The sequence below is a fragment of the Enorma massiliensis phI genome (assembly GCF_000311845.1).
Lineage (GTDB): Bacteria > Actinomycetota > Coriobacteriia > Coriobacteriales > Coriobacteriaceae > Enorma > Enorma massiliensis.
Map to the genome: position 1 here is coordinate 165,710 of NZ_HE978575.1, position 12,271 is coordinate 177,980.

General features: G+C 62.8%; 10 protein-coding genes and 1 riboswitch. Of the genes, 5 read left to right on the forward strand and 5 right to left on the reverse strand.

Annotation, left to right across the window (positions count from 1 at the left end):
• Positions 1–134: 134 nt before the first annotated feature.
• Entirely contained in the window at positions 135–695 is a 561-nt protein-coding gene (locus HGEM_RS07450) for a cysteine hydrolase family protein (protein ID WP_019128803.1), read from the forward strand.
• Positions 696–1,123: 428 nt separating this feature from the next.
• Here HGEM_RS07450 and HGEM_RS07455 read toward each other — a convergent pair whose 3' ends face one another.
• The 3 genes from HGEM_RS07455 to HGEM_RS07465 form a co-directional block, all read right to left on the reverse strand.
• Entirely contained in the window at positions 1,124–1,927 is an 804-nt protein-coding gene (locus tag HGEM_RS07455) for an energy-coupling factor transporter transmembrane component T family protein (protein ID WP_019128804.1), read from the reverse strand.
• Positions 1,911–3,929 carry an ABC transporter ATP-binding protein gene (locus HGEM_RS10255; RefSeq protein ID WP_230197248.1) on the reverse strand — a complete coding sequence of 673 codons (2,019 nt, stop codon included), beginning with the start codon at positions 3,927–3,929 and terminating at the stop codon, positions 1,911–1,913. The genes HGEM_RS07455 and HGEM_RS10255 overlap by 17 nt, the downstream gene beginning before the upstream one ends.
• 111 nt (positions 3,930–4,040) lie before the next feature.
• A complete protein-coding gene (locus tag HGEM_RS07465; protein ID WP_019128806.1) occupies positions 4,041–4,625 on the reverse strand; it encodes an ECF transporter S component in 585 nt (194 codons plus the stop codon).
• Between the two features lie 8 nt (positions 4,626–4,633).
• Positions 4,634–4,811, reverse strand: a riboswitch (FMN riboswitch).
• Positions 4,812–4,957: 146 nt separating this feature from the next.
• Between HGEM_RS07465 and murB the strand changes: the two genes are divergently transcribed.
• From murB to HGEM_RS07485, 4 genes are all read left to right on the forward strand, one after another.
• Positions 4,958–5,917, forward strand: a complete 960-nt coding sequence (murB, locus tag HGEM_RS07470; protein ID WP_035101764.1) for a UDP-N-acetylmuramate dehydrogenase — start codon at positions 4,958–4,960, stop codon at positions 5,915–5,917.
• A gap of 558 nt (positions 5,918–6,475) precedes the next feature.
• Positions 6,476–7,735 (forward strand): serine hydroxymethyltransferase, encoded by a 1,260-nt coding sequence (glyA, locus tag HGEM_RS07475; protein ID WP_019128808.1) that lies wholly within the window; start codon positions 6,476–6,478, stop codon positions 7,733–7,735.
• Positions 7,736–7,872: 137 nt separating this feature from the next.
• Complete coding sequence (gene proC / locus HGEM_RS07480; protein WP_035101766.1) at positions 7,873–8,664, forward strand: pyrroline-5-carboxylate reductase; 792 nt, start codon at positions 7,873–7,875, stop codon at positions 8,662–8,664.
• A 241-nt stretch (positions 8,665–8,905) separates the two neighbouring features.
• The gene (locus tag HGEM_RS07485) at positions 8,906–9,865 is read left to right on the forward strand and encodes an SPFH domain-containing protein (protein WP_019128810.1); all 960 of its coding nucleotides are present in this window, start codon (positions 8,906–8,908) and stop codon (positions 9,863–9,865) included.
• A 454-nt stretch (positions 9,866–10,319) separates the two neighbouring features.
• Here the strand turns inward: HGEM_RS07485 and HGEM_RS07490 are convergent, their stop codons facing one another.
• Both HGEM_RS07490 and HGEM_RS07495 read right to left on the reverse strand, forming a co-directional pair.
• Positions 10,320–10,859, reverse strand: a complete 540-nt coding sequence (locus tag HGEM_RS07490) for a biotin transporter BioY (protein ID WP_019128811.1) — start codon at positions 10,857–10,859, stop codon at positions 10,320–10,322.
• Between the two features lie 20 nt (positions 10,860–10,879).
• A complete protein-coding gene (locus tag HGEM_RS07495; RefSeq protein ID WP_019128812.1) occupies positions 10,880–12,097 on the reverse strand; it encodes a hypothetical protein in 1,218 nt (405 codons plus the stop codon).
• Between the last annotated feature and the right edge of the window lie 174 nt (positions 12,098–12,271).

Below are 12,271 nucleotides of genomic sequence, written 5' to 3' on the forward strand. Positions count from 1 at the left end.
GGGATGTCGCTTGCGGGCTCGCCCCGTCATAACCTGGGTCCATCAGGTTTCAACATCCGTTCAAGCAAACATAGATGCTCGTGGAGCGGGTACCATGGACCATGACCTCGCATTCCGAAGGAAAGGGTTCATGAATGAATATCGACAAAACTGCAACGGCGTTGCTGGTCATCGATGCGATCGAGGCGGTCGGAGACGATTCCATCTATGATCCGGATGCCAACGACAAGGCCTATCGCGACAACGTTGCCGCAGTGGTTTCAGCGTGCCACGGGGCAGGCATCCCGGTGATCTATTGCAACGATGCTCATGTGCGAGGCATCGATCGAGAGCTCGAGCTCTGGGGCGAGCATGGTGTTGCGGGCGAGGTACGCGTGATTCGCGAGGTTGAACAGGCCGAAGGCGACATCACGATTCCGAAGCGCCGCTACTCGGGCTTCTTCCAGACAGACCTCGACCTTACGCTGCGTGAGCTCGGCGCGAAAACCGTTATTGCGGTGGGCGCCGATACGAACATCTGCGTGCTTCACACGCTCGCTGATGCGTACTTCAACAACTACGCCTCCATTGTGGTCGCGGATGCTACCAAGACCTTCCTTTGCGGCACGCAGGAGGGCGCGCTTGAGCATTTCAAGAAATGCTACGGTTCCGAGCTCTGCTCGACGCAGGATTTGGTCGCGGCGCTCGGGGCGTAGCGGCGCTCTCGCGGCGGGCTAAGCTTGTGGCGGCCCGTTCTGGCGGCGAAGCGAGAAGCAGTTCGCTCTCGCCGGTGGGGCCATTGGCGTGTGGCTGCCTGCACGGACGGGGCCATTGATGCAAAGCGCGGGCACGTGGCGGGAAATGGGGCCGCCGCGCGCCCGCATATTTTCGTTTTGAATAGTTCAACGCTCGAATCAGTATCTTTTGGGTGGATGCTTGAGAAAACGGAGCTCTTGAACATGCGCGACCTGCAGTTTCTTTTCAGAAACGTAGGGGTCTTTACGAGGGGTCGGTATAAAGGTACTGATTCGAGCCTCGAACTTCTTTTTCTGCCGCATGTGACGCCTGAAACGTGCAAACGGCGGACCGTTGGACGCGGTTCGGTTGAATGGCGGCGGAGTCCACCCTACGCCTTCCGTTGTGCTTAGGCGAAGAGGCTTGCCGCGGCAAGCGCAACAAGGTAGAGCGCGAGAACTGCGGCGGCAACGGCGTCGCGGCGGGCGAAGCGCATGACGTGGTAGTGCGTGCGCTCCGGCCCGCCGGTATAGCAGCGGGCGTCCATAGCGCGACCGAGGTTGTCGGCGTGACGCACGGCGCTTGCAAAGAGGGGCACCAAGAGGGGCACGCAGGCCCGTGCGTAGCTGAGCGCCCCTTTGCCTTCGAGCTGTGCCCCGCGGGCCGTTTGCGCAACGACGATATTCTGAGCATCCTGGCTGAGCACCGGTACAAAACGCAGTGCAATCGAGAGGATAAGCGTTGCCTGGCTCACCGGTACGCCGAGCCGCTCGAGCGGAGAGAAAAGGCGCTCGACGGCGTCGGTGATGGCCATCGGTTGCGTGGTGAGCATGAGCAGCGACCCCATGAGCAGCAGCAACAAAAACCGCAGCGTATAGAAAACCGCCGAGCTAACTCCTCCGGTGGTAAACGAAAACGGCCCAATGGTTGCAAGCACAGTGCCGGTGTGAACAAAGAACAGGTTGAACAGGGAGGTAATAACGAGAAAGTGCATGGCAGGCTTGATCTGCGAAAGAACGCGGCCAAGCGGGACCCGGGCAAGTGCCATGGCGAGCACAATGAGCGCGCCCGCGAGCAGCAGCGTGGGAACATTCGATACAAAGAGGCAGCTCGCCATGTAGATGATGGCGGCGATGAGCTTGAGGCGCGGGTCGAGGCGGTGGATGGGGGAATCCGCCGAATAATATCTGCCGATGCTAATGCGGACGGCCATGGCGCACCTCCTCGGGGAAAGCACCGCCAAGGTGCTTTGCGAGGCAATCTACGAGCTCATCGAGGGTGAGCGGATTGCTGCCCAGCGTCACTCCGTGCTCCTCAAGTCGTTGTGAGAAAGCGAGTGCAGCGGGCACGCCGGGCACATGCTTGGCGGCTTGGGCGAACACCTGCCGTGGCGTGCCAACTGCGGCGAGGTGGCCGTGTTCGAGCGCAACAACGTGGTCTGCGAGTTCGGCCACGTCGTCCATGCTGTGCGTGACGACAAGGATGGTCCGGCCATCATGCTTGAGCTGTGCGATCAGTTTGCGCATGCGGCGCTGGCCGGCGGGGTCGAGTCCCGCCATGGGCTCGTCGAGCACGAGGATGGGAGTGCACATGGCGAGCACGCCGGCGATGGCGACGGCGCGTTGCTGCCCGCCGGAGAGCGCGAAGGGGGAGCGGCCGAGAAGTTCGGGCGTAGCGGCGAGTCCAACAAGCGCGAGCGCTTCGTTGACGCGATCGGATACTTCGGCATCCGAAAGCGCGAGGTTGCGGGGGCCAAATGCGACGTCGTCAAAGACGGTTTGGGCAAAAAGCTGGCGCTCAGGCAGTTGCGCCACGTAGCCCACCTGCGATCTGAGCTCGCTGCGGCGCGAAAGGTCGGCGGTGTCGATACCGTTAACGCGCACGGCCCCCACGTTGGGCACTTTGAGCGCGCACGCAAGCTCGACGGTGGTCGACTTGCCCGAGCCCGTATGGCCGATGAGTGCGGTAAGGCTACCAGCGGGGACGGTGAACGAAACGCTGTCGAGGGCAAGTGGCCCGCACGGATCGTGGGGGGTTGCATGGCGGCCGCGGCGCTTTCGCAGGCGCGCGAGGAGTCCGAGCCGTTTACGAGCGTTTTGCTCATCTGCGTACGAAAACGTGACGTCACGGAACTCGATAGCTGCCGTTTGAGCTGCGCTCGGGGTTGCTGCCTGCGCCTCCTGCTCACGTTCGGGCGTGAAGTGCGAATTTTCAGGTGGAAAATCGGAACCAAATGAGCTATTTCCGCCCGAACGTGCGGGCGCTGCCGTGCGATGCGCGCCCGAACGTGTGGGCATCGTCGGACGAGGTGCGCCTGAACGTGTTGACGTGTTCGCTGTCGCAGCATACGCAATCGTGCGAGCGAGCTCTTCGGCATCGCTCGCTGCGGGGAGTTCGGGCAGGACGGCCTCCAGCCGGTGGGCGAGCTGCAGGGTAAACGGCGGCTCAAGTCCAAGCGAAAGAATGGCATCACGCTGGGCAAACACCTCCTCCGGCGTGCCCTCGAGGGCGATGCGCCCTCTGTCCATGACAACAACGCGCCCCGCAATCAGGGCATCGTCCATAAAGTGCGTGATGTGCACGATGGTGATGCCCCGCTCATTGAGGTTGCGTGTGATGCGCTGAATGGCGCGTCTGCCCGCAACATCCAGCATGGCGGCCGGTTCATCGAGCACGAGTACGCGGGGATGCATGGCAAGCGCGCCCGCGATGGCGATGCGCTGACGCTGACCGCCCGAAAGGTCGGCCGGGTCTGCCTGGGCGTAGTCGAGCATGTCCACCGCCGCCAGCGCCTCCTCAACGCGCGCGGCGATTCGCGGCTGCGGCACGCCGAGGTTCTCGGGTCCAAAGGCAACGTCGTCTGCAACGACGCTCGTCACCATCTGGTCATCGGGGTGCTGAAACACCATCGCGACCTGGCGGCGCAGCTCAAGCGTGCGCTCCGGTTGCGCTGCGGTATCGATGCCGCACACGCGAGCCGATCCGTCCGTGGGCGCGAGCAGTGCATTAATGAGCTGCGCGAGCGTTGATTTACCCGACCCGTTGCTGCCGAGGACGCAGAGATGCTCGCCCGCCGTCACGCTGAGCGTGACGCCGCGAAGGGCCTCTTCATCAGCTCCTGCATACGAGAAGTGCACGTTGTGGAGCTCGATGATGGGGTCGGCCTCGGGGTCGGCAGTGGATCCGGCGATGGTTGTTGAAGAGTGAGTCTGCACGATGAAACGCCTGAGCAAAAGGGACGGTAGGGAATGGTCGTATGCGCGCGCTACGTGCGCTATCTCGGGGCGCCGAGGGCGGGGCACCGAAGTGCGCCGCCCGCCGAGCGTCTACGCGGCCGAGGTGTGCGTGGAGCCGCCGTGCCCGGGAGAGCCGGCCTGTTCCCCCAGCACATTCATGCAGGGTGCGAGCAGCATCTGGCCGGCCACGACGTTGATAACCATCTTGAGCGTGTTGAAGGGCAGGAGAATCGGCACGATCATGTAGACCACGTCCTGCATGGTCACGCCTGCGTAGAGCGGCGTCACGAAGAGGTTCGCGACGCAGGCGACCACGATGGAGAGTGCCGCGCCTGCGACCATGCCCGCAAGCGAACTCGTGCGCGTGCGGCTGCGCGCGTAGATGAGTGCGGCGGGAATGATGAACGCACAGGTCGAGAGCATGCCCATGGGTGCGCCGAACGGGTCGAGGAAGACGCGCGGCACCCACGAGATGATGGCGACCGCAGCGCCCAGCTTGGGCCCGAAGGCGAGCGCCGCGATAAGGCAGACGATACCCGAGGGATCGTACATGAGCCACGGCGCCGCCGGGAAGATGGGAATCTGCACGAAGCTCAGCACGAGCGACGCGGCGGTGAAAAGGGCCGCAAGGGCGATCTTCTTGGTATTAACGTGTGTGGTGGATGAGCTGCTCATGGCAGTCGCCTCCGTTTCTTCCATCCGGACTGTACCGTCGGCCCTGGAATCTCACCAGGTCAGCCGCTTGCGCGGGTCGCGGGCTTCTGGCGCGCTCTGCCTTGTGCAGACGCGCAGTCCGGCCGGCTTCACGCCGACCTGCCAGTTACCGCCGGTAGGGAATTGCACCCAACCCTGAAACTATGCGGTGCCTACTATACCCGTTTTGCGCGAAATGTCACAGGTTTGCAGCAGGCTGACATTTTTCTTTAAGATTGCGTTAGCACAACGAATGGCAAACGAAAGCGCGGCGGCAAATGCCGGATGGAGCTCCGTTGGAATGGATGGTTGACATGCACGAATACAGCGAAGTCAGCGACGATATTATCTGCGCTTTAGGCGCGGCAGCGGGCGAGGATGCGGTACTCATCGCGGAGCCCATGAGCGCGCATACGACGTTCAAGATCGGCGGGCCGGCCGATGTGGTCGTTGAACCGAGGGCCATCGAAGGCGTGGTTGGTGCGCTTAATGTGTGCGCCATCGCCGGGGTTCCCGTGACGGTGGTGGGCAACGGCTCCGACCTGCTCGTGAGCGACCGCGGCATCCGCGGCGTGGTGGTGCTGCTCGGCAAGAATTACAGCAACGTGCGCGTCGAGGGCACGCGCGTGGTGGCGCAGGCGGGCGCGCTCCTGCGCGATGTAGCGCTTGCGGCGGCAGAAGCGGGCCTTTCGGGCCTTGAGCCGCTTTGGGGCATCCCCGCGAGCGTCGGCGGCGCCTGCCACCAGAATGCGGGCGCCTACGACGGCACGACGGGCGAGCTTATTGAGTCGCTCACGGCCTACGTGCCGGGCCGCGATCTTCCCGACGGCAGCCGCGAGAAGGGTGTGGTCAGGACATTCACCCGCGATGAGCTGGGATTTGGCTATCGTAAGAGCCGCGTGGCGAGCGAGGGCCTCGTGGTGCTCGAGGCAACGTTCGCCCTCATGCCGGATATGGAAGCGTCTATTCGCGGACGCATGGACGACTACCAGCGCCGCCGCGAGGAGAAGCAGCCGCTCGAGATGCCCTCGGCGGGCTCCACGTTCAAGCGACCCGAGGGGTATTTCGCCGGCAAGCTCATCATGGACGCGGGCCTGCGCGGCGCGCGCGTGGGCGGGGCGCAGGTCTCCGAGAAGCATTGCGGTTTCGTGGTAAACACGGGGGGCGCCTCAGCAACCGATGTCTCCGCGCTTATCGAGCATATCCAAGATGAGGTGCGCTCACAGTTTGGGGTGGAGCTCGAGCCCGAAGTTCACCGCGTCGGCGACTGGTAGCGGCTCATCGAGGCACCCGATCTTGACGCTCAATCGTCGGTAGCCGCACGCGAGGCATGCTCCCTCCTCTTTCGCGGCAACCTCGGGCACTTCGACGAGCCGCTTGGGCTGAGGTGCGACACCGTTGTTGCCGCAAGGCTCGTGTCATACGGAGTTCATGGCCAAAAACGTACGACTGGTGGTAAGCGTCGACCTTTCGATGGCAAGGTTTCGGGGCATCTCGAAGCAAAGGAGTGCCGGCATGGCCGTTTTGCGGCGGCGATGATCTCTATGAGGGGCATTGAGCCCCGGTTTTCCAGGTGCAGGTCCGCTTCTGCAACCACCAATCGTATTATTTTGGCCAAGGGCTCGAATAATCGTGTGTCATCTCGCTGGCGAAACGGCCGGAAGCCGACAACGCATCGTTGCTGGCCTCAGAGTGATGCAACTGGCCAGGCGTCTTTCATGCGTTCTGGCTGCGTGGGCGCGTTGGCCGAATAACACTCGCCTTGCGCGTGCGGCGGCGCTATGGTGGATGCGTTGCTGGCATCGCATCGCCTACCCGAGGGGAGCCCTCCCATGACCTATGACCACGTCGCCCAGACCGACCCCGAGGTGTTCTCTGCCCTTGCACAAGAGCTTGGCCGTCAGCGGGGCACCATCGAGCTCATCGCATCCGAGAACATCGTCTCTCCCGCTGTCATGGAGGCCATGGGCAGCGTGCTCACCAACAAGTATGCCGAGGGTTATCCGGGCAAGCGCTATTACGGCGGCTGTGAAAAGGTCGATATTGTCGAGAACCTTGCCCGCGAACGCGCTTGCGAGCTGTTCAGCTGCAGTTTTGCCAACGTGCAGCCTCACTCTGGTGCTAACGCCAACCTTGCTGCGTACATGGCGCTTATCGAGCCGGGCGATACGGTTATCGGCATGAGCCTCGACCAGGGCGGGCACCTCACGCATGGCTCGCCGGCGAATTTCTCGGGACGGCTCTACCGTTTCCTGTCCTATGGGCTCGATCCCGCGACCGAGACCATCGACTACGAAGGCCTCGAGCGCCTGGCGCGCGCTGAGCGACCGAAGCTCATCGTGGGTGGCGCCTCGGCCTATCCGCGCACTATAGATTTTGAGCGGTTGGCCGCGATTGCTCACGGCGTGGGCGCCAAGCTCATGGTCGATATGGCGCATATCGCAGGCCTTGTTGCCGCCGGCGCGCATCCAAGCCCCTTCCCCCATGCGGACGTGGTGACCTCGACCACCCATAAGACGCTGCGCGGGCCGCGCGGTGGCCTCATTCTCACGAACGATGGCGGGCTTGCGCGTGCCATCGACAAGGCGGTGTTTCCTGGAACGCAGGGCGGTCCGCTCATGCACGTGATTGCGGGCAAGGCGGTCGCGTTCGGCGAGGCGCTGCAGCCGGAATTCCACGCGTATATCGACCACGTGGTCGAGAACGCGGCGTCGCTGGGCGAGGGGCTCGTGGCAGGTGGTCTGCGCCTCGTTTCGGGCGGCACGGATAACCACCTGTGCCTTGTGGACCTTACGCCGGCCAGCGTTACCGGCAAAGACGCTGAGCGCCTGCTCGATAGCGTGGGACTTACGGTCAACAAGAACGCCATTCCGGGTGAGCCGCGCTCGCCCTTCGTAACGAGCGGCATTCGCGTGGGATCGGCTGCTGCTACCACGCGCGGCTTCACGGCTGAGGAGTTCCGCGAGATTGGCGAGCTCATCGCGCGCGCAGTCTTCCATGCCGAGGACGAGGCATCCTTGGCCGAGGTTCGCGCCCGCACCGCCGAACTGCTCGAGTGTCACCCGCTCTACCCGGGGCTCGTTATGCGATGAATGGGGAGAAATGCGAGGCAAGTCGACCAGTGCGTTGCCTCGTGAAGCAAATGCACCGGGTATAGTTGTTTCAATGTAGTTGTTTCAGTGGGAGCGAGGGATAGGCCCTTTGCGCCACAAGGGATATGGAGAAGAACATGCCAGCAACTGATGATGTAAAAGTCGGTTTCATTGGGTTCGGCAACATGGCAAGCGCCATGGCGGATGGTTGGATTGCTTCGGGAGTTGTTCCCGGCGATCGGCTCTATGCGTGCGCGAACCGCTACGAGGCCCTCTGCGAGCGCACGGAGTCGCGCGGGATGCATGCGTGTGCGTCGGGGGAGGAGCTCGTGCGCGCCGTTGACGTCGTGGTCGTGGCCATCAAGCCGTACCTCATCGAAGACGTGCTGCCCGAGCTGGCCGGAGCGCTTGCTAACAAGACGATCATCTCGGTCGCGGCTGGCTGGGACAGTAAGGGCTACGAGCACATCCTGCCGGGCACGCACCATATCTCGACCGTCCCCAACACCCCCGTTGCCATCTGCGAGGGTGTGATTGCCTGCGAACGCAAGACGACGCTTTCGGGCGAGGAGGCATTGCTCGTACACGAGCTTCTCGGCGCGCTTGGAACGGTGGTCGAGGTCGATAGCCACCTGCTCTCCATCGCGGGCACGATCGGTGGGTGCTCGCCTGCGTTCATCGCCATGGTCATCGAGGCGCTCGGCGACGCCGCGGTGAAGTACGGCATCCCGCGCGCCACGGCGTACGAGATGGTAAGCCAGATGGTTGCCGGAACGGCGAAGCTGCAGCTTGCAACCGGGCAGCATCCGGGCGCCATGAAGGACGCCGTGTGCTCGCCCGGCGGCACGACCATCAAGGGTGTGGCGGCGCTTGAGGCTGCGGGCATGCGCTCGGCGTTCATCAAGGCAATTGACGCTATCGAGGGCTAGCGGAGTATAGGGCGCGGCGCCGTCCGGCTTTCCGCACGGGGGTGCTGGGGCCGTCTGGTTTGACCGCAGGGCCCGGTGCCGCTCGGCTTCGCCGCAGGTGCCTGCCGCCGCCCGGCTTCGCTGCAAGGGCCCCCGGCACCGTTTGGCTTTCATTTCCGAGTCTTTACCGCGTTGTGCCCGCAGTAGTGCACAAACCTGATATGCTAGGCGCAATGCAACCGGCTTGCTCAAGGAGGGGCCTATGTTGGGAGAGTTCATCGGCGGCTTTATCGGTCTTGCCGTCATTGTTATCATCGTTGTGGTGCTTCTTGCCGACACCCTGTTCGTGGTCAAGCAGCAGCACGCGGTTATCATCGAGCGACTCGGGCGCTTCAACAAGATCGTTGGCTCGGGCCTGCATGCGAAGATCCCCTTCATCGACCGCAAGGCAGCGACGGTAAGCCTGCGCACCATGAAGAACGGATTCGATATCGATGCCAAGACCGAGGATAACGTTACCATCGGGCTCGAGGTTTCGGCGCAGTACCACGTGAGCTACGAGATGGGCGCGGGCCCGGCGGATTCCGGCGTCTACAAGAGCTACTACATGCTGCAGCAGCCGGTCGCCCAGATGCGCGACTTCATTACCGATGCCCTGCGCAGCTCGATCCCCGTCTATACGCTCGATGAGGTCTTCGCCAAGAAGGACGACATCGCCCAAGACGTGAATGCCACGGTTTCCGAGCAGATGGCCGCCTATGGCTTCACGCTCGTCTCGACCCTCATCACGCGCATCGCGCTGCCCGCCGAGGTCGAGGATTCCATGAACCAGATCAATGCCGCCCAGCGCACTAAGGCGGCGGCGCAGGACCTTGCCGAGGCCGATCGCATTCGCCGCGTGACCGAGGCGCGCGCCGAGGCCGAGGCCATGGAGAAGGCCGGCGAGGGCATTGCCAACCAGCGCAAGGCGATTGCCGTGGGTATCAAGGATTCGCTCGAGAGCATCCAGGAGACGGGCGTCTCCAACAACGAGGCGAACCTGCTCTTTATGTACACGCAGTGGACCGAGATGATGACCGAGTTCGCGCGCACCGGCAAGAGCTCAACGGTGGTGCTTCCCTCCAACTTCAAGGAGAGCGCAAGCATGTTCGAGCAGATGGTGGCGGCGGCGGAGACAAACGATGCCGGCAACGTTCCGCCCGCGCCCGTAAAGAAGGACTAGGGGAGCACGCGGCACTAAAACGGCAGCAGTGCCGGAGCGTGCTTCAAGCAGCCGCTCCGCTCTAGAACGATTCTGATTACACCGTTACGCCAGAAGCCGCAGTCACTTTTGTGAGCTGCGGCTTCTTTGAGGTCGCGGCGGTGCCTGTTTGGCAGGTCCAGTCGAAACCGGCTTGTGAAGCGCCATCTTCGGTGGTGCCGGGGTGGCTTCCTTGCCGTGGGCTATCAACTTTGCAACTTTTGGGCACTAGAACGGCCTGCGGCGCAGTAGAAAAACAGCGCGGACGTTTGTGAACTGCGGTTTTGTGCTGTTCATAATGCCGGATAGTTTGGCGCATCCCCTTCGAGTGCCCAAAAGTTGAAAAATGGTATCGGAGCGATAGAGGCAAGGCGTTCTGAGCAACGAAATCGGTCGGGGCTAGGCTTGAGAGCTGCAGGGCCGTGCGCATTGGCGCCTAGGCCCGCGCGTTGCGTGTGCGAGAGGTCGCTCGGCGCACGATGCGGCCTACCTGCACGCCAACGACGAGCTTGACAATGTCGGGCACGATGAACGGCAAGACGGCAATGGCGAGTGCCCCGACGATGTCAAGGCCCATGAGCACCATGAGCTGAAGCGTTCCAAGTAGATACGAGATGAGCAACATCGACGTGACAGCCAATGCCTCGCGTGCCCGCTCAGGCATGCGCTCTATGCCGAGGATGAGGGCGGCGGAAGCCGTTCCAACGAGGAACCCCCAGAGGAAGCCGCCCGTAGGGCCAACGAGCGATGCGATGCCGCCCGAAAATCCGGAGAACACGGGCAGTCCGAGCGAGCCGAGTACGAGGTAGAGGGCTACGGTGACGACGGCATCGCGGCCGCCGAGCGCGATGGGAAGCATGGCGAGCACGAGTGTCTGCAGGGTGAAGGGAACAGGCCCCAGAGGAATGCTTATCGAGGACGCGACGGCGAGCAGGGAGATGGAGAGTCCGCAGCGAGCGATACGAAGTGTCGACATGCAGTTATAGCCTTTCTGAGTTAGCCGATGATCCAGCCCATTTCGCTCTCCCAAACATCTTGGTCGAGTTCAAGTTCAAGACCGGATCCATCTTGTTGCGCCGTACCCGTGAACTCGAGGTAGGTTGAATATTCCGTGCGGTTAGACCCCAGATCAGCCAGGATGTTCTCCAGATCGGCGGCGAGGGCTTCTCGGCTCTCCTCGTCCAGCGTGCCGGTCTCGCGATACGTCTCCCAGATGGAGCTCGGGGTATTCCAGCGCAGATCGTAGGCGATATCGTCTATCTGCGGCGTTTCGATGCTGTAGTAGACCGTGCAATCGATATCGTAGCCTGCGTCAGAGGTTTCGGTGTAGGCGTAAGCGATAAGGTCGTTGTACGAGAGGTTTGCAAGCACCCGCTCTGCTACCGCGCGCGCATCGATGCCGGCCTCATCGGGCGTGAGACCCGAATAGGTTTCGAACGCTTGCGTGAAGGCGTCTTCTGCAATTTGGAGCGTTTCTTCGTTGGTGCCTGCGATTGCGGAATCCAGCCGTTCTTGTGTAAGCATCGTCGCAGACTCCTCGGCATCGCTCGCGAGCGTTCCCGTTATCTCGTAATCTGGGGAATCGGTATCGCCGTAGTCGTCGTAGTCGTCGTAGATGTCGGCATCGCTTGCGGTGCCGCTATCGAAAACCTGGTCGAACAAGTCCCCGGTTACCGCGCTGCAGGCAACGAAAAGAGGCCCGATGGCACCGCTCAGGATGATAACGATGACGATGATGTAAATCATGAGCCTGCGAGCGTGGGCACGGTTGCCCGGGCTGGCTTGGCGCGCGGCGGCTCGACGGGCCTCTGCGGTGCGGTGCCAGGCGTGGCGATCGCGGTGGCTGGAGCGACGCTTCCGGTTCGATGAAGAAGATGGCGTGCCGAGCCAGCTGGATTCATCGGCTGTATCAGGTGCAGTCCGTTGCGCTGCCGAGGACGTTGCGGATGAGGGTGCCGGGGCGTCCACGGGCCCCTGCGAGGATTCGGTCGGCGGCGTGTACGAGGAGGACCGGTGCTCGGGCGCGCGATGGCCACGGGATGCCTCCGCACGCGCCCGTTCGAGGCGCCGCTGCAGCTCATGCTTGCGCAGGCGCTCGGAGCCATCGCTCGAATCCGGCGCCTCGAGGGAGGGCTCATCGGTTGGCATGACCGGATCTGGAGCGTTGAACGGGTCAATCATAGGCTCGTCGGAGGGATGAAGTTTCCAAGCCATGAGTTCAGCCAACCTTCCGTTATCGAGTCTGGTGATTCCAGGGCGCGTTGCCTGCCGCTTGCGAACAGGATGGCCGCTCGGCAGGCGGACGGGCGTAGCGGGGCGCGAGGTGCCGCGAGATGGACTTACTCGGACACTGCCCGGGGCCTGCTAGAACAGGCCGCCTCCGCTACG

Excerpts from the sequence above, each read along its gene's own strand:
- HGEM_RS07485 (WP_019128810.1), top strand. The coding sequence starts at position 8,906 with ATGTTGGGAGAGTTCATCGGCGGCTTTATCGGTCTTGCCGTCATTGTT.
- HGEM_RS07455 (WP_019128804.1), bottom strand. The coding sequence starts at position 1,927 with ATGGCCGTCCGCATTAGCATCGGCAGATATTATTCGGCGGATTCCCCC.
- HGEM_RS07450 (WP_019128803.1), top strand. The coding sequence starts at position 135 with ATGAATATCGACAAAACTGCAACGGCGTTGCTGGTCATCGATGCGATC.
- glyA (WP_019128808.1), top strand. The coding sequence starts at position 6,476 with ATGACCTATGACCACGTCGCCCAGACCGACCCCGAGGTGTTCTCTGCC.
- HGEM_RS07490 (WP_019128811.1), bottom strand. The coding sequence starts at position 10,859 with ATGTCGACACTTCGTATCGCTCGCTGCGGACTCTCCATCTCCCTGCTC.
- proC (WP_035101766.1), top strand. The coding sequence starts at position 7,873 with ATGCCAGCAACTGATGATGTAAAAGTCGGTTTCATTGGGTTCGGCAAC.
- murB (WP_035101764.1), top strand. The coding sequence starts at position 4,958 with ATGCACGAATACAGCGAAGTCAGCGACGATATTATCTGCGCTTTAGGC.
- HGEM_RS07465 (WP_019128806.1), bottom strand. The coding sequence starts at position 4,625 with ATGAGCAGCTCATCCACCACACACGTTAATACCAAGAAGATCGCCCTT.
- HGEM_RS07495 (WP_019128812.1), bottom strand. The coding sequence starts at position 12,097 with ATGGCTTGGAAACTTCATCCCTCCGACGAGCCTATGATTGACCCGTTC.